Here is a 17,441-nt window from a genome sequence, read left to right on the forward strand (position 1 = left end):
CGGGCCCGGACCCGCAGACATGAGCCGGCCCGACGTGACGATGTTCGGCGAGCCGCCGATGCACTACCTCACGCCGCTGCAGGCCAGCGAGGAGCCGTACTCCGCCGAGCAGCTGGCGAGTCTGCGGGCGGACGCCGAGGCGATCATCGCGCGCTATCCGCAGAAGCGGTCGGCGCTGCTGCCGATGCTGCACCTGGTGCAGTCGGTGGACAGTTTTGTGTCCGGCCGCGGCGTGGACCTGTGCGCCGAGATGCTGGACCTCACCCGCGCGGAGGTGTCCGGTGTGGCGACCTTCTACACGCAGTACAAGCGCCACCCCAACGGCGAATACACCGTGGGCGTCTGCACCAACACGCTCTGCGCGGTGATGGGTGGCGACCAGATCTTCGCGGAGGTCAGCGAGCACCTCGGCATCGGTCACGACGAGACGACGCCAGACGGCAAGATCACCCTCGAGTCGGTCGAGTGCAACGCCGCGTGCGACTTCGCCCCCGTGGTCATGGCCAACTGGGAGTTCTTCGACAACCAGACCCCCGAGAGCACCAAGGCGATGGTCGATGACCTGCGCGCCGGCAAGCCGGTGGCGCCCACGCGCGGCGCCTCCCGGGTCTGCTCCTTCAAGCAGGTCTCGCGCATGCTGGCGGGATTCCCCGACGGTCTGGCCCACGAGGGCGTCGGCGCCGGTCCGGCCTCTCTCGAGGGCCTGAAGCTGGCCAAGGAACGTGGCTGGGAGGCGCCACCGTCCGCGCGCGAGGACGACAGTGACGCGGACACCATCCAGGACACCGACACGGACGCCCAGGACACCACGAGCGACGCAGAGCCGGAGACCGGCGAGGAGCACAGTTCGGCGCAGCAGCCGGGCGCAGACAAGGAGAAGGACGCGTGAGCACTCAGCTGACCCCGATCCTGACCAAGTTCTGGGATCACCCCACGAGCTGGACCCTGGAGACCTACGAGGCCAACGGCGGTTATGCCGGCCTGCGCAAGGCGCTCAAGGCTGACCAGGCCGACCTGGTCGACATGGCCAAGGCCTCCGGGCTGCGCGGTCGTGGTGGCGCCGGCTTCCCCACCGGCCTGAAGTGGAGCTTCCTGCCCAAGCCGGACGGTGGCCCCCGCTACCTCGTGATCAACGCCGATGAAGCCGAGCCCGGCACGTGCAAGGACATCCCGCTGCTCCTGGCCGCCCCACAGATCCTGCTCGAGGGCATGGTCATCACCTCCTTCGCGATCGGCTGCAACCACGCCTTTATCTATCTGCGCGGCGAGGTGGCCCACGTCCACCGGCGGGTGCAGCTGGCGATCCAGGAGGCCTACGACGCGGGCTACCTGGGCAAGGACATCCTGGGCACCGGGTTCGACCTGGACATCACACTGCACTCCGGAGCCGGCGCCTACATCTGCGGCGAGGAGACAGCCCTGCTGGACTCCCTGGAGGGCCGTCGTGGTCAGCCTCGGCTGAAGCCGCCGTTCCCCGCTGTCGAGGGTCTGTATGCCCGGCCCACGGTCGTCAACAACGTGGAGTCGATCGCCTCGATCGCCCCGATCGCGGCCAACGGCGCGGAGTGGTTCGCCGACATGGGCACGGAGAAGTCCCAAGGTTTCGGCATCTTCAGCCTCTCCGGACACGTCACCCGACCGGGTCAGTACGAAGCACCGCTGGGCATCACGCTGCGCGAGCTGCTGGACATGGCCGGCGGCATCCGCACCGGTCACACACTGAAGTTCTGGACCCCGGGCGGCTCGTCCACGCCGATCTTCACCGACGCGCACCTGGACGTGCCGCTGGACTTCGAGTCCGTCGCCGCCGCCGGTTCCATGCTCGGCACCCGGGCGCTGCAGATCTTCGACGAGACCACCTCGGTGGTCCGCGCCGTCTCGCGCTGGACCGACTTCTATGCCCACGAGTCCTGTGGCAAGTGCACCCCGTGCCGTGAGGGCACCTACTGGCTGAAGCAGATCATGCAGCGGCTGGAGCACGGCAAGGGCAGCCAGGACGACATCGACAAGCTCGTCGACATCTGCGACAACATCCTGGGCCGCGCCTTCTGCGCCCTGGGTGACGGCGCCACCAGCCCGATCACGTCTGCGGTGCAGTATTTCCGCGAGGAGTTCGAGCAGGGTATGCACACACCCGCCTCCGAGCTGTTCCCCCCGGAGCGTTCGACGCTGTTCGCGAAGGAGACCCAGCCAGCATGACTGTCAACACCTCTCCCGCTGCCGGGGGCAACCCCGTGTTCGACGAGGGCGCCGACCTCCCGGCCGAGCCGGACGTGAAGATGGTCGACCTGACCATCGACGGGGTCGACGTCAGCGTCCCCGAGGGGACCCTGGTCATCCGGGCCGCCGAGCAGATCGGCGTCGAGATCCCGCGGTTCTGCGAGCACCCGCTCCTGGACCCGATCGCCTCCTGCCGTCAGTGCCTGGTCGAGGTCGCCACCCCCGACCGTGAGGGCAACGTCAAGGCGATGCCCAAGCCGCAGCCGTCGTGCGCGGTGGCGGTCTCGCCGGGCATGCAGGTCAAGACGCAGCACACCTCGCCGGTCGCCGACAAGGCGCAGCACGGCCAGATGGAGTTCCTGCTGATCAACCACCCGCTGGACTGCCCCGTCTGCGACAAGGGCGGCGAGTGCCCCCTGCAGAACCAGGCGATGTCCAACGGCCGGCCGACCTCGCGCTTCGAGGACATCAAGCGGACCTATCCCAAGCCAATCAACATCTCCTCGCAGGTGCTGCTGGACCGCGAGCGCTGCATCCTCTGCGCCCGCTGCACCCGCTTCTCCGACCAGATCGCCGGTGACCCGTTCATCGCGCTGATCGAGCGCGGCTCGTTGCAGCAGGTCGGCATCTATGAGGAGAAGCCGTTCGAGTCCTACTTCTCCGGCAACACCGTCCAGATCTGCCCGGTCGGCGCGCTGACCGGCGCGGCCTACCGCTTCCGCTCCCGTCCCTTCGACCTGGTCTCCACGTCCAGTGTCTGTGAGCACTGTGCGTCCGGTTGCTCGATCCGCACGGACCACCGGCGCGGCTCGGTGCTGCGCCGCATGGCGCTGACCGACGACCAGGTCAACGAGGAGTGGAACTGCGACAAGGGCCGTTGGGCATTCACCTACGCGACCCAGCCCGACCGGCTGCGCGACCCCGTCGTCCGTGGCGCGGACGGCGCCTACCACGTCGCCACCTGGGACGAGGCGTTCGCTGCCGCGGCCAGAGGTCTGGCCGCCGCCCACGCCGCGCAGGGAGTCGGGGTGCTGGTCGGAGGGCGCAGCTCGGTCGAGGACGCCTACGCCTACAGCAAGTTCGCCCGCACCGTCCTGGGCACCAACGACATCGACTTCCGGGCTCGGCCGCACTCGGCCGAGGAGACCAACTTCCTGGCCTCGCACGTCGTGCGGCGCACGGACGTGACGTATGCCGACGTCGAGGCTGCCTCCTCCGTGCTGCTGGTGGGTCTGGAGCCGGAGGACGAGAGCCCGATCCTGTTCCTGCGGATGCGCAAGGGGTTCCTGAAGAACAGGACGGCCGTCTTCTCCCTCGCGCCGTTCGCGACCCGTGGTCTGGGCAAGATGGGCGGGACGTTGATCCCGACGGCTCCGCGCACGGAGACCGAGATCCTGCAGGCGATCGCGGCGGACCGCTCAGGTCAGGCCGGTGACGGCTCTGACCCGGTCACCAGCGCTGCCGCGTCGCTGACCCACGACTCGATCATCCTCGTGGGCGAGCGCCTGGCGCTGGTCCCGGGCGGCCTGTCCGGAGCCGCCGCGCTCGCCGAGGCCACCGGTGCCCGCCTGGCGTGGGTCCCGCGTCGTGCGGGCGAGCGTGGAGCACTCGAGGTCGGCGCGCTGCCGAACCTCCTGCCGGGCGGACGCCCGGTCGCTGACGAGGCGGCCCGCGACGCCGTGGCACACGCGTGGGGGACCGGTCTGCCGGACACGGCGGGCCGAGACACCCAGGGCATCCTCGAGGCTGCGGCCGCGGGAGAGCTCAGCGCGCTAGTGGTGGGCGGCGTCGACCCCGACGACCTGCCGGACCCGGCCCTGGCCCGTCAGGCACTGGACCGCACGTTCGTCGTGTCGCTGGAGTTCCGCGAGTCCGTGGTCCACGAGTTTGCCGACGTGATCCTTCCGGTGGCTCCCCAGCAGGAGAAGGCTGGTGCCTACGCGGACTGGGAGGGCCGCCTGCGCACGTTCGATCAGGCGCTGGCCTCCAATGCGCTCAGTGACCATGCCGTGCTCGACCTGGTGGCTGCGGAGATGGGCACCCAGCTGGGAGCACGCGACCTGACCGCGCTGCGGCACGAGATGACGGCGCTCGGGCCCTGGGAGGGCACCACCGACCTGCACCGGGTCTCGGCCGCCCAGCTCGCTGGCCCCGCTCAGGGCGAGGCTGTCCTGGCCACCTGGCACCACCTGCTCGACAGCGGCTCCATGCAGGACGGTGAACCGTTCCTCGCCGGCACGGCACCGCGCTCCGTGGCCCGGATCTCCGCCGGGACCGCAGAGTCCGTCGGACTCACCGAGGGCGCGCACCTGGCGGTCAGCACCGAGCGCGGCACCATCAGCCTGCCCGTCGAGCTCACCGAGATGCCGGACCACGTGGTCTGGGTCCCGACCAACTCGCCCGGGTCCGCTGTGCGTGCCACCCTGGGCGCCGAGGCTGGCTCTATCGTGGCCATCGCGGCCAGCCAACCGGCTGACGCGACGACGGCGAGCCACACCGCCACAGGAGGTCACGCATGAGTGCGCTGGGCGTCGTCACCGAGCTGGCGGCATACTCTCCGACCGCTCTCGCGGCAGTCCCCGTCCCGCTCTCTGACCTGCCGGTCGCCGACTTCAGCGACACCCCCTGGTGGCTGTCGCTGATCAAGGCCGTCGGGATCTTCGTCTATCTGCTCCTCTCGGTCCTGGTCGTCATCTGGTTCGAGCGCCGCCTCATCGGCCGCATGCAGCAGCGGCCCGGCCCCAACCGGTTCGGCCCGATCGGCATCCTGCAGACGCTGGCTGACGGCCTGAAGCTGATCATGAAGGAGGACGTCACCCCCACCAACGCGGACAAGGTCATGTTCGTCCTGGCCCCGCTGATGGTCGGTTCGCTGGCGTTCGTCTCCTTCGGGATCATCCCGATGGGTGGCGAGGTCTCGATGTTCGGGCACACCACCCCGCTGCAGCTGACCGACACCCCGGTCGCAACCCTGCTGGTGCTGGCCGTGGCCGGTGTCGCCGCCTACGGCTTCGTGCTCGCCGGATGGTCCTCGGGATCGACCTACCCGCTGCTGGGTGGACTGCGCTCGACTGCTCAGGTGATCTCCTACGAGATCGCGATGGGCCTGTCCCTGGTCGCGGTCTTCCTCTACGCCGGCTCCATGTCGACCAGCCAGATCGTGGCCGCGCAGGACCGCTGGTGGTTCGCCTTCCCGCTCTTCTTCTCCTTCGTGGTCTACGTGATCACCATGGTCGGCGAGACCAACCGGTTGCCGTTCGACCTGGCGGAGGGCGAGGGCGAGCTCGGCGGTGGCTTCCACACCGAGTACTCCTCGATGAAGTTCGGCATGTTCTTCCTCGGTGAGTACATCAACATGTTCACCGTCGCGGGACTGGCCACCACGCTCTTCCTGGGCGGCTACCACGCCCCCTGGCCGATCGGTGCGATCAACGACGGCATGTTCAGCGAGGGCTGGTGGGGCATCCTCTGGTTCACCCTCAAGATGTGGAGCTTCATCTTCTTCTATGTCTGGTTGCGAGGTTCGCTCCCGCGCGTGCGCTACGACCAGTTCATGAAGCTCGGCTGGAAGGTGCTCATCCCGCTGTCACTGGTGTGGGTCGTGGCCGTGATCCTGATGCGCGCCGCCGACCCCTCGATCGGCTACTTCGGGTCTGGCCGCTGGCCGGTCATCATCACCACCGCACTGGTCATCATCAGTGTCGTGGGCGGCATCATGCTCCTGATGAGCTATCTGGAGAAGAAGGAGGCCGCCACCCTCGAGGCCCGACGCCCACCGGTCGAGGTCGACCCGTTCGCTGGTGGCTTCCCGGTGCCGCCGCTGCCGGGCCAGACCTTGGTGGAGCCCTCGCGCCGTGGCCCGGCCGTGGCCCAGGCCGCACCGGTTGCCGGCACCGCCGGCAGCGGCAGGGACAGGGCCAGCACCGCTGTCCTCGACGACACGAGCGCCGACGACGACAGAACCGACGACGACAGAACCGGCAACGGCAGAACCGGCAACGGCAGAACCGACAACGGCAATGGGGAGGACTCCCGTGGCTGACCAAGGACATCAGGCCAAGCACTCGGAATCAGCGTCCGGGCGCAGCAAGGGCGCGGAGGTCGCCAAGGTCCCACCGGCGGACACCCCGCCTGCGACGGTGACCCGCCCCGACGGGACCGAGGAACAACCCGGCTTCCTCGAGGAGCTGTTCGCCCCCGTCGCGGGTTTCGGCGTCTCGTTCGGGACCATGTTCCGCAAGATCTACACCGAGGAGTACCCCGAGAAGCCGCGCCCCACTGCGGCCCGGTTCCACGGACGGCACCAGCTCAACAGATACCCCGACGGCCTCGAGAAGTGCATCGGGTGCGAGCTGTGCGCGTGGGCCTGCCCCGCGGACGCCATCTATGTCGAGGGCGCGGACAACATCGAGGGCGCCCGCTTCTCTCCCGGTGAGCGCTACGGCCGCGTCTATCAGATCAACTACCTGCGCTGCATCTTCTGTGGGATGTGCATCGAGGCGTGCCCGACGCGAGCCCTGACGATGACCAACGAGTACGAGCTGGCGGACAAGGGCCGCGCTCCGCTCATCTATGAGAAGCACCAGCTGCTCGCCCCGGTGCGCGAGGGGCAGCTGCCCCCGCCGTTCCCGATGGCTGAGGGCACCGTCGAGCGCGACTACTACCGCGGCAAGGTCACTGCCCCGACCAGGGAGCAGCGTGACTTCGTCTTCGCCCGGGACAAGGCAGCCCAGCGGGCCGCCGAGGTCAAGGCCGCCGGGGACGACAAACCCGACCACGAGGAGGTGTCCCGGTGAGCGGTGGTGAGGCCCTGCTCTTCTGGGTGCTGGGTCCCGTCATGGTGCTCGGCGCCCTCGGGCTCCTGTTTGTGCACAAGGCGGTCCACGCGGCGATGTCCATGGCGATGGTGATGGTCGCCCTCGGCATCCTCTACATCGCCCAGTACGCCGAGTTCGTCGGGATCATCCAGATCTTCGTCTACTCCGGCGCGGTCATGATGCTGTTCCTGTTCGTCGTCATGACGGTGGGTGTCGACGCCTCCGACGCCCGGATCGAGACCATCCCGGGCCAGCGTGCCTGGGGATGGATCCTGGCGCTGGTCTTCGTCGCGCTCGGCAGCTACGCCATCAGCAGGGTCACCTTCCCGGAGCCCGTCGGGCTGGAAGCCGCTCAGAGCGAGGGCGCCGTCACGGCCCTGGCCCGGGAGATCTTCACCAACCAGGTGTTCAGCTTCGAGGTCCTGGGCTCACTCCTGGTGATCGCCGTCATGGGTGCCATGGTGCTGGCGCACCACGAGCGCCTCACCCCGCGTCGCACCCAGCGCGAGTACGCCGCCGACCGGGTGCGCTCCAACCAGTGGGTGGCCGGCAAGCCGGCCCCCGGCGTCTATGCCCGGCACAACGCCTCCGACACCCCGGCGCTGCTGCCCGATGGCACCCCTGTCGAGGTGTCCGTGCCCCGTGTGCTGGTCGCGCGCGGCCAGGTGCACGAGCCCTACCGGGGGGTCGACCCGGCCGGTGACCCACCGGACAGCGAGACCGCTGACCTGCCGGGCCCGACCGATGACCCGACGGGAGAGCGCTGATGGACCTCTCGGCATACATCTATCTGTCCACCGTGCTGTTCACCATCGGCGCGCTGGTGGTGCTGCTGCGACGCAACACGATCATCGTGTTCATGGGCGTGGAGCTGATGCTCAACGCGTGCAACCTGTCCCTGATCACGTTCGCGCGGATGCACGGCAACCTCGACGGTCAGGTCTATGCCCTGTTCGTCATGGTCGTCGCGGCCGCCGAGGTTGTCGTGGGACTGGCCATCATCATGTCCATCTATCGGGCGCGTCGCTCGGCCTCGGTCGACGACGCCAACCTGCTGAAGCTGTAAGGAGCGAGCTGCGTGTCTGTCTTTGAGACATCGGTCGGCCTCGCGCTCGCCGATCCCAGTGCGGTCCGGGCCGCAGAGGCCACGGGCACCTCGGCCCTGGCGTGGCTGCTGATCGCACTGCCACTGCTCGGTGCCGGGCTGCTGCTGCTCGGCGGCCGGGCCACCGACAAGTTCGGTCCACTCCTGGCCACCCTCCTGTCGTGGGGCAGCTTCGTCGTGGGTGCCCTGATCGTCCTGCAGCTGACCGGTCTGGGCGCCGATGAGCGCTCGCTGTCCGTGCCCCTGTGGGACTGGGTCAGTGCGGGCAACCTGACGCTGCACGCCGGGCTGCTGATCGACCCGCTGTCGATGGCGTTCGTGCTGCTGATCACCTTCGTGGGCTCGCTGATCCACGTCTACTCCCTGGGCTACATGGAGCACGACCCGGACAAGCGCCGCTTCTTCGCCTACCTCAACCTCTTCGTCGCCGCCATGCTGATCCTGGTGCTGGCCGACTCCTACCTGCTTCTCTTCGTCGGCTGGGAGGGCGTCGGTCTGGCGTCATACCTGCTGATCGGGTTCTGGAACTACAACCCGGCCTACGCCAGCGCGGCCAACAAGGCCTTCATCGTCAACCGCATTGGTGACTTCGCGCTGATCATCGCGATGGCCTACATGCTCGCCACCTTCGGCGGGCTGGACTACGCGACCGTCCACGGCAGCGCCGGGTCGGCGACCACGACCGTCCTGACCATCATCGGCCTGCTCCTGCTGCTCGGTGCCTGCGGCAAGTCGGCGCAGTTCCCGCTCCAGAGCTGGCTCGGGGACGCGATGGCCGGACCGACCCCCGTGTCGGCCCTGATCCACGCGGCAACCATGGTCACCGCCGGTGTCTATCTGATCGTGCGCAGCCAGGCGATCTTCGACCTGACGCCGGACGCCCGGGTCGCCGTCGCCATCGTCGGTGGCATCACCCTGCTCTACGGAGCGATCGTGGGTTGCGCCAAGGACGACATCAAGAAGACCCTCGCGGCCTCCACCATGAGCCAGATCGGCTACATGATGCTGGCGGCCGGACTCGGCCCGATCGGCTATGTCTTCGCGATCTTCCACCTGATCACCCACGGTTTCTTCAAGGCCGGGATGTTCCTGGGGGCCGGCTCGGTCATGCACGCCATGAAGGACCGGGTCGACATGCGACGGTTCGGTGCGCTGAGCTCGAAGGTCAAGATCACCTGGGTCACGTTCGCGGCCGGCTGGCTGGCCATCATCGGCTTCCCCTTCACGGCAGGCTGGTACTCCAAGGACCACATCATCGAGTCCGCCTTCTCCGCCCCGGGCTGGCAGGGGTGGGTCTTCGGGATCGTCACGCTGGTCGGGGCTGGGATCACCGCGTTCTACATGTCCCGACTGTTCTTCATGACCTTCCACGGCAAGGCACGCTGGGAGGACGACATCGACCCGCACGAGTCGCCGCTGACGATGACCATCCCGATGATGGTCCTGGCCGTCGGCTCGCTGGCGCTCGGCGCCGCCCTCTATCCCACAGGCATCCTCACCGGCTGGCTGGAGCCGGTCTTCGGCGACCCCGGTTCGCACGAGTCGCTGATCCCGCTGTTCGCCATCCAGGCGAGCGTGTTCGTCCTGATGGTTCTCGGTGTCGGCCTAGCCTGGCTGCGCTTCGGCCGTGACGAGGTGCCGGTCGTGGCCCCGGTGGGCTCCTTCGCGACGCGAGCGGCCCGCAAGGACCTGTTCCAGGACGAGTTCAACGAGAACTTCCTGCGGCGTCCTGGTGCCAGCCTGGTGGCGGGTCTGGAGGTCGCTGACGATGACGTGATCGACGGCGGTCTGGTCGGCGGCACGAGCCGTGGCCTGGCCGGCGTGGCCAACGTCGTGCGGCAGGCCCAGAACGGGTTCGTCCGCACCTATGCCATGACGATGCTGGCCGGCATCGTTGCCATCCTCGGTGCTGTGTGGGTGATTCAGTGATGACCGACGTGCCCTGGTTGACAATCCTGCTGGCGGTGCCGGCGCTGGGCGCTCTCGCGCTCGTGCTGATGCCGCGCGGCTTCGCCAAGGCCCGCGAGTTCGCCCTCGGCGTCTCGCTGGTCACCCTGGTGCTGGCCGTGGTCGCCGCGCTGCAGTTCAGCGTCGGCGGGGGCGAGCTGCAGCTGGTCGAGGAGTACTCCTGGATCCCGCAGTTCGGGGTCACCTTCGCGCTGGGCATCGACGGCATCGCGCTGTCGATGATCCTGCTGAGCGTGATCCTGGTGCCGATCTGCCTGATCGCGGCCTGGGACGACGTCCCGGCTGACGGCACCCGGCGGCTGCAGGGCTATGTGGCCTGGATGCTGCTGCTCGAGGCGATGATGATCGGTGTCTTCGCGGCCACCGACGTCTTCCTCTTCTATGTCTTCTTCGAGGCCATGCTGGTGCCGGTCTACTTCCTGATCGGCCAGTACGGCGGCCCGGACCGGGCTCGCGCAGCCACCAAGTTCCTGCTCTACTCGCTGCTCGGTGGCCTGATCATGCTGGTCGCGGTCATCGGCCTCTACACGGTCGGGCCGGGCGGGACCGACGGCTTCCTGCTGTCGAACCTGACCGGGCTGGAGATCGGTGGCGTCACCGAGAAGCTGCTGTTCCTCGGTTTCTTCATCGCCTTCGCGATCAAGGCCCCGATGTTCCCCGTCCACACCTGGCTGCCGCACGCGGCCACCGAGGCACGACCGGCCACCGCGGTGCTGCTCGTCGGCGTCCTCGACAAGGTCGGCACCTTCGGGATGCTGCGGTTCTGTCTGCAGATGTTCCCCGAGGCGAGCCAGTGGGCGACCCCCGTGGTCATCGTGCTGGCCGTGACCTCGATCATCTATGGCGCCCTGCTCGCGATCGGGCAGACGGACATGATGAGGCTGATCGCGTTCACCTCGATCAGTCACTTCGGCTTCATCGTGCTCGGCATCTTCGCGATGACCACGGTGAGCCAGACCGGATCGACGCTCTACATGGTCAACCACGGCTTCACCACGGCAGCGCTGTTCCTGATCGCCGGCATGCTGATCGCCAGGCGTGGGTCGCGCACCATCGCCGACTACGGCGGGTGGCAGCGGGTCACCCCGCTGATCGTGGGCACCCTGCTGATCTCCGGGCTGTCCGCCCTCGCGCTGCCCGGGTTGAACGCCTTCGTCTCGGAGTTCCTGGTGATCGTGGGCACCTTCCAGCGTTACCCGGCGGCAGCCATCATCGGCGCCACCGGCGTGATCCTGGCCGCGCTCTACATCCTGCTGTGGTGGCAGAAGATCGCCACCGGCCCCAAGCCGGAGGAGATCGCGCGGACCACTCGGGACATGACCACGCGCGAGAAGTTCGTGGTGGCACCGCTCATCGCCGCCTTCCTCTTCCTCGGCTTCTATCCCAAGCCCGTCATCGACCTGTTGGAGCCCGCGGTGACCACCACCTTGCAGCACGTCGGCGTCACTGACCCGGCACCAGCCGTCAGCGCAGAGGGGAGTGAGGGCTGATGTTCCAGGCTCCACAGATCGACTACCTGGCGATCCTGCCGCTCATCATCGTCTTCGGCGGTGGCCTGATCGGCTGTCTGCTCGAGGGGTTCCTGCGGCGTGAGCAGCGGGTCAGCACCCAGCTGTGGCTGTCGGTCGCCACCCTGGTGGCCGCGCTCGTGGCGCTGGTGTGGGTGGCGCGGGACAACATGGGCATCACGGCCGCCGGCTCGGTGACCATCGACGGTCCTACCCTGATGATCCAGGGCCTGATCCTGTCGCTGTCGATCATCGGCCTGCTGGCGATGAGCGAGCGCCTGGGCGGCTCGACCCCTGACGCCTTCACCCAGGCCGGCGTCTCCGTGCCGGGCTCCTTCGAGGAGCGGGAGGCAGTCCGTCTCGGGGGCACCACCACCGAGGTCTATCCGCTCACCCTGCTCGCGGTCGGCGGCATGATGCTCTTCCCGGCAGCCAACGACCTGCTGCTGATGTTCATCGCGCTGGAGATCCTGTCGCTGCCGCTCTATGTCCTGTCGGGTCTGGCTCGCCGTCGCCGGCTGCTCTCGCAGGAGGCGTCGCTGAAGTACTTCCTGCTCGGCGCCTTCTCGTCGGCGTTCTTCCTGTTCGGTGCGGTGCTGCTCTACGGCTACGCCGGGTCGATGCGCCTGGACGTCATCGCCGACGCGATCGGCACCGAGACCGGCATGGACGGGCTGCTGATCCCCGGCATGCTGCTGCTGGCCACGGGTCTGCTGTTCAAGGTCGGTGCCGTGCCGTTCCACAACTGGACCCCTGACGTCTATCAGGGCGCACCGACCCCGGTGACCGGCTTCATGGCCGCCTGCACCAAGGTCGCCGCGTTCGGGGCGATGCTGCGCCTGTTCTATGTCGGGCTGGAGGCTGCTCGTCTCGACTGGCAGCCGGTGCTGGCGGTAGTCGCCGCGGCCTCCATGATCGTGGGTGCCGTGCTCACGATCGTGCAGACCGACCTCAAGCGGATCCTGGCCTACTCCTCGATCGCCCACGCCGGCTTCATCCTGACCGGTCTGGTCGCCCTGGAGCAGGTGGGTGCTTCGAGCACCATGTTCTATCTGGCGGCCTACGGGTTCATGACCATCCCCGCCTTCGCCCTCATCGCCCTGGTGCGCTCCGCCGGCAGCGAGGCCACGCACATCAGCCAGTGGTCCGGGCTTGGCAGGCGCGCGCCCTGGTTGGCCGCGGCCTTCTCGTTCCTGCTGCTGGCCTTCGCGGGGATCCCGCTGACCTCGGGCTTCACCGGCAAGTTCGCGGTGTTTGCCGCCGCGGTCGCCAACGACTACGCGTGGCTGGCGGTCATCGGCGTCCTGGCGAGCGCGGTCACGGCCTACATCTACTTCAAGGTGATCGTGACGTTCTACTTCGGTGACACCAGCAACGACACCGTCGTCGTGACACCGTCTGCGCTGACCACGTTTGCGGTCGTCACCGGCGTGCTGGTGACCCTCGGACTGGGGATCGTCCCGGCCCCGGTGCTCGACCTCGCCGCGAGCGCCGCGCAGTTCCTGCGGTGACCGGGCAGGACGTGGGCACGCAGCTGGTGCCGGGGATCGACCCCGACCTCAACCACCGTCTGCTGACCGGCCTCGAGGCGGTCCAGCGGCGGCTCAACGAGGTGGTCGACCATGACGACGCCTTCATCGCCGGAGCGGCCCGACACCTCAGCGACGCCGGTGGCAAACGGTTCCGACCGCTGCTGACCCTGCTCGCGGCCGAGGTCGGGGCGAGCATGCCCGAGCCGGCCGGCGCGACGCAGGACGAGGTCGCGGCACGTGTCGTGGACGCTGCGGTGAGTGTCGAGCTGACGCACCTGGCCTCGCTCTATCACGACGACGTCATGGACGAGGCGGACCTGCGCCGAGGGGTGCCGAGCGCCAATGTCGCCTATGACAACTCCACGGCGATCCTGGTCGGTGACCTGCTCTTCGGCACGGCCTCCCAGGTCGTCTCGCGCCTGGGCGCCGAGGCGGTGCGCATCCAGGCGGACACCTTCGTGCGCCTGTGCGCCGGTCAGATCCGGGACGACCGACCAGTCCCGCCCCATGCGGACCCGGTCGAGCACTACCTCGGTGTGCTGGCGGACAAGACCGGGGCGCTGATCGCGACCGCCGCCCGCTACGGGGCGATGTTCTCCGGGTGCGACGTCGAGACGACCCGCCTGCTGACCCAGTTTGGCGAGAAGCTGGGTGTGGTCTTCCAGCTCGCGGACGACCTGCTCGACGTCGCCTCCGACCATGAGGAGTCCGGCAAGACCCCGGGCACCGACCTGCGGGAGGGCAAGGCGACGCTGCCGGTCCTGCTGGTCAGAGGGTCCACCGACCCCGGGGACGACCGTCTCAAGGAGCTGGTCGCCGGACCCATCGAGGACGACGCGGACCTGCGGGAGGCGCTCACTCTGCTGCGGGGCCACCCCGCGATGGATGCTGCCCGGGCGCAGACGCTCCGGGTCGCCGACGAGGCGCGGGCCCTGCTGGCGCCGCTGCCGGAGGGGCCCGCGGTGCAGGCGCTGCAGATTCTGGTCGACGGCGTCGCCCTCCGCTCCTCCTGACCGGTCTGGGTGAGCGGCTGGCCACCTGGCGGGGTGTTGTGACCGCTGGTTTGTTCGCCATGGCCGTCATCCGGGCGGTCGAAATCCGGAGTCCTGAGGAGTCGCTGCGCCACCACCCCATGCGGAGGGAGCCAACGGGTGACTGCGGGACCGAGGGTCGTCTGGCAGAGGTATGCCGTGCGGCAGTTAGCCTGTCCCGGTGACTTCCTCCCGCTCCAACCGGCTGATCGCCAGCACCCTGGGCATCCTCCCGTTCGCCGTGCTGCTGATCGGGGTCAACGTGTGGCCCCAGCCGACGCACGTGCCGATGCACTGGTCCTCGGACCTGCCGGACCGGATCGGCACGGGAGCCGGGCTCTTTGCGGTGACATTGTCCGTCGCCGGGGCCTGCGCCGTCCTCGTCGCGCTCCTGGCCGTCCTGTCGGCCGTGATGCCCGCCCTCTGGGCCCGGTGGCTGACCACGCTGCTGGCCGGCATGGGCGCGACGGCTGCCGCCACCTATGGTGCAGCTGCCCTGGGTGCCCGCGTCTCCGGCGGCGCTGAGCGCGTGCACGTGATCTGGGCGATCGTGCCCTTCGTGATCGGTCTCGCCCTCGCCGTCGTGGTCTATGTCGCCTATGGGCGCGAACGGATCGACCGCGCGCAGATCATCGAGAGCGTGCCGGAGCGGTCCCGCGTCGTCCCCGTCTCGAGCGGGACGCCCCTGGTTCCGTGGGCCACGGCCTTGCGCTCCGGGACCATGACGGGCACCGCGATCTTCGTCGCCGTGGTGCTGACCGTCACCACGGTGGTGTCGTGGATGAGCAGCATCTGGATGGGTCTGTTGATCGGCCTGATCTCGGTGGCGGCCGTGGGGCTGACGCTCGCCTGGTCGCGGGTCGAGGTGCGGGTCGACGAGGAGGGGCTGGTGATCCGTTCGCTGCTGGCTCCAATCACCTTGCTGCGGGTGGCCGCGACCGATGTCGTGGGGGCGCAGGTGCTTGACATCGATCCGATGAAGTGGGGCGGGATCGGCCTGCGTTGGTTGCCGGACCGCACGGCATACGTCATCCGCGGAGGACCAGGGATCGTCGTGCACCGGGTGACCGGGCGTCGCTTCGCGGTGGAGATCACCGAGGGCGAGGAGGTGGCTGCGGCCGGTGTCCGTGCGCTGCTGCATTCGGCGGGACACGCGCTCACGACCGCACGCTCCTCCTGACGGCCGCCGGGCGCGACGTGCCCTAGATCGCCGCGCCCGCTGCGGCCCGTGCGAGGCGACGGGAGCGCCCGGCCGAGACGATCGAGTCCACGGACAGGATGATCAGGGCCACCCAGACCAGGCCGAAACCGACCCAGCGGGAGGCGGGGAGCACCTCGCCGAGGAGCAGCACGCCGGCCATCAGTTGGAGCACCGGGGTGATGAACTGGAGGAGCCCGATCGTCACGAGCGGCACCCGCCGGGCGGCTGCGGCAAAGAGCAGCAGCGGCAGGGTGGTGGCCAGGCCCGTGCTCAGCAGCAGGAGGCTGTGGCCGGCGCCGTGGCCGGTGAAGGTCTGCTGACCGGTCAGCGTGAGCCAGGCGAGCAGACCGACCACGAACGGCGCCATCACGACCGTCTCACCGGTCAGCGACTCGATCGCCGAGAGCGACCCGCCGATCCGCTTCTTGATCAGCCCGTAGGCCGCGAAGCTGAAGGCGAGCGTCAGCGAGATCCAGGGCGGAGAGCCGTAGTCGATGGACAGATAGACCCCCGCAGCCAGGCCGACCAGGACCGCCGCCCACTGGCCGGGCCGGAGCCGCTCACCCAGCACCACGACGCCGAGCCCGACGGTGACCAGCGGGTTGAGGAAGTAGCCCAGCGCCGCCTCCGTCACGTGCCCGGTCATGACCGCGATCAGATAGACCGTCCAGTTCGTGGCGATGAACGCGCCGGCCGCGATGAGCAGCAGCAGGCGGCGTCCGTCGCGGAACATGTCGACCAGCCAGCGCGTCTGCCCCACGGCGACCAGGATCAGCACGCACAGCACGAGCGACCAGAGCACGCGGTGGGCCAGCACCTCGAGGGGAGGAGCGGGCTTCAGTGCCGCGAAATAGACCGGGAAGGCACCCCAGAGCAGATAGGCCAGGAAGCCGTATGCCGTGCCGCGGCGGACCGACTCGGCCTCGGCTGACCTCGGTGCCGGTGTGCCTCCACCCTGGCTGGTCGCCCGGGTGGCGCGGCTCAACTCACCTGCCAGGTGTCGCTGCCGTGCAGCAGCGTCTGCAGGTCGTCATCGGCGGCGGGCCCACCGGCGCTCGATCGGGCGCCGTCAACCTGGGCCCGGACGAGGTCGTCATAGGTGGGGCGGTTGACCGCGCGGAAGATGCCCATCGGGATGTGCGTCATCGACCCGTCGTCGAGGCGGGACAGGGCGAAGGCCTCGGACGGGTCGTCCGCGCCAGCGTCGTGAACCAGGACCGAGTCGGGCGCGGCGCCGTCCTCGGGCACGACGGCCAGGCGGCCGTCGTCCTGGCGGGCGACCACGTGCTCGGCGCCGGAGCGCACCGGCTCCCCGTCGACCAGGTTGAGGATCCGCGCCTCCTTCTCGTCGCGGTCCTTGAGCAGCTGGAACGCGCCGTCGTTGAAGATGGGGCAGTTCTGGTAGATCTCGACCAGGGCGGTGCCCCGGTGCTCGGCGGCGGCGCGCAGCACCGTGGTCAGATGGTTGCGGTCGGAGTCCATGGTGCGGGCGACGAAGGTGGCCTCGGCGCCGAGGGCCAGCGAGACCGGGTTGAACGGCTGGTCGACCGAACCGACTGGGGTCGACTTGGTCACCGAGCCGATCGGGGAGGTGGGGGAGTACTGACCCTTGGTCAGGCCATAGATCTTGTTGTTGAACAGCAGGATCGTCAGGTTGACGTTGCGGCGCATCGCATGGATCAGGTGGTTGCCGCCGATGCTCAGGGCGTCGCCGTCACCGGTGATGACCCAGACCGAGAGGTCCTCACGGCTCGTGGCCAGGCCGGTCGCGATCGCGGGGGCCCGCCCGTGGATCGAGTGCATCCCGTAGGTGTCGAGGTAGTAGGGGAAGCGCGAGGAGCAGCCGATGCCGGAGATGAAGACGATGTTCTCTCGGCGCAGCCCCAGCTCGGGCAGGAAGCCCTGCACGGCGGCGAGCACGGCGTAGTCACCACAGCCCGGGCACCAGCGCACCTCCTGGTCGGAGGTGAAGTCCTTCTTGGTCTGCGCGGGGGCCTCCGGGTCCACGCGCGGGACGCCACGGGTGCCCTGCAGCTCCAACTCGGTCTTCGTCGACATG

The 17,441-nt window shown here is 68.8% G+C and carries 14 protein-coding genes; 12 read left to right on the top strand and 2 right to left on the bottom strand.

Annotation, left to right across the window (positions count from 1 at the left end):
• Nucleotides 1-58 precede the first annotated feature (58 nt).
• The 12 genes from nuoE (at nucleotide 59) to NF557_RS03220 (ending at nucleotide 15,361) form a co-directional block, all read left to right on the top strand.
• Entirely contained in the window at nucleotides 59-889 is an 831-nt protein-coding gene (nuoE, locus tag NF557_RS03165; RefSeq protein WP_252623879.1) for an NADH-quinone oxidoreductase subunit NuoE, read from the top strand.
• Entirely contained in the window at nucleotides 886-2,199 is a 1,314-nt protein-coding gene (gene nuoF / locus NF557_RS03170; RefSeq protein ID WP_252621643.1) for an NADH-quinone oxidoreductase subunit NuoF, read from the top strand. The genes nuoE and nuoF overlap by 4 nt, the downstream gene beginning before the upstream one ends.
• A complete protein-coding gene (locus NF557_RS03175; protein WP_252621644.1) occupies nucleotides 2,196-4,739 on the top strand; it encodes an NADH-quinone oxidoreductase subunit G in 2,544 nt (847 codons plus the stop codon). The genes nuoF and NF557_RS03175 overlap by 4 nt, the downstream gene beginning before the upstream one ends.
• A complete protein-coding gene (gene nuoH / locus NF557_RS03180) occupies nucleotides 4,736-6,262 on the top strand; it encodes an NADH-quinone oxidoreductase subunit NuoH (protein WP_252621645.1) in 1,527 nt (508 codons plus the stop codon). The genes NF557_RS03175 and nuoH overlap by 4 nt, the downstream gene beginning before the upstream one ends.
• Entirely contained in the window at nucleotides 6,255-7,016 is a 762-nt protein-coding gene (gene nuoI / locus NF557_RS03185; RefSeq protein ID WP_370584418.1) for an NADH-quinone oxidoreductase subunit NuoI, read from the top strand. Before nuoH ends, nuoI begins: the two co-directional genes overlap by 8 nt.
• Nucleotides 7,013-7,804 carry an NADH-quinone oxidoreductase subunit J gene (locus NF557_RS03190; RefSeq protein ID WP_252621646.1) on the top strand — a complete coding sequence of 264 codons (792 nt, stop codon included), beginning with the start codon at nucleotides 7,013-7,015 and terminating at the stop codon, nucleotides 7,802-7,804. The genes nuoI and NF557_RS03190 overlap by 4 nt, the downstream gene beginning before the upstream one ends.
• Nucleotides 7,804-8,103, top strand: coding sequence for an NADH-quinone oxidoreductase subunit NuoK (gene nuoK, locus NF557_RS03195; protein ID WP_252621647.1), 300 nt, complete (start codon nucleotides 7,804-7,806; stop codon nucleotides 8,101-8,103). The genes NF557_RS03190 and nuoK overlap by 1 nt, the downstream gene beginning before the upstream one ends.
• 12 nt (nucleotides 8,104-8,115) lie before the next feature.
• Entirely contained in the window at nucleotides 8,116-10,071 is a 1,956-nt protein-coding gene (gene nuoL, locus NF557_RS03200; protein WP_370584117.1) for an NADH-quinone oxidoreductase subunit L, read from the top strand.
• Nucleotides 10,071-11,600, top strand: coding sequence for an NADH-quinone oxidoreductase subunit M (locus NF557_RS03205; RefSeq protein ID WP_252623886.1), 1,530 nt, complete (start codon nucleotides 10,071-10,073; stop codon nucleotides 11,598-11,600). Before nuoL ends, NF557_RS03205 begins: the two co-directional genes overlap by 1 nt.
• Nucleotides 11,600-13,129: an NADH-quinone oxidoreductase subunit NuoN gene (gene nuoN / locus NF557_RS03210; RefSeq protein ID WP_252621648.1), complete on the top strand. Its 1,530-nt coding sequence runs from the start codon at nucleotides 11,600-11,602 to the stop codon at nucleotides 13,127-13,129. Before NF557_RS03205 ends, nuoN begins: the two co-directional genes overlap by 1 nt.
• Nucleotides 13,126-14,163 (top strand): polyprenyl synthetase family protein, encoded by a 1,038-nt coding sequence (locus tag NF557_RS03215; protein ID WP_252621649.1) that lies wholly within the window; start codon nucleotides 13,126-13,128, stop codon nucleotides 14,161-14,163. The genes nuoN and NF557_RS03215 overlap by 4 nt, the downstream gene beginning before the upstream one ends.
• A 199-nt stretch (nucleotides 14,164-14,362) precedes the next feature.
• Nucleotides 14,363-15,361 (top strand): hypothetical protein, encoded by a 999-nt coding sequence (locus NF557_RS03220; protein WP_252621650.1) that lies wholly within the window; start codon nucleotides 14,363-14,365, stop codon nucleotides 15,359-15,361.
• Between the two features lie 22 nt (nucleotides 15,362-15,383).
• On the opposite strand, the gene rarD is transcribed toward NF557_RS03220, so the two are convergent.
• Both rarD and NF557_RS03230 read right to left on the bottom strand, forming a co-directional pair.
• Nucleotides 15,384-16,367, bottom strand: coding sequence for an EamA family transporter RarD (gene rarD, locus NF557_RS03225; protein ID WP_252621651.1), 984 nt, complete (start codon nucleotides 16,365-16,367; stop codon nucleotides 15,384-15,386).
• On the bottom strand, nucleotides 16,364-17,440 hold the full coding sequence (locus tag NF557_RS03230; RefSeq protein ID WP_252621652.1) for a 2-oxoacid:ferredoxin oxidoreductase subunit beta: 1,077 nt from the start codon (nucleotides 17,438-17,440) through the stop codon (nucleotides 16,364-16,366). Before NF557_RS03230 ends, rarD begins: the two co-directional genes overlap by 4 nt.
• Nucleotide 17,441: the final 1 nt, after the last annotated feature.

The organism is Ornithinimicrobium cryptoxanthini, assembly GCF_023923205.1.
Lineage (GTDB): Bacteria > Actinomycetota > Actinomycetes > Actinomycetales > Dermatophilaceae > Ornithinicoccus > Ornithinicoccus cryptoxanthini.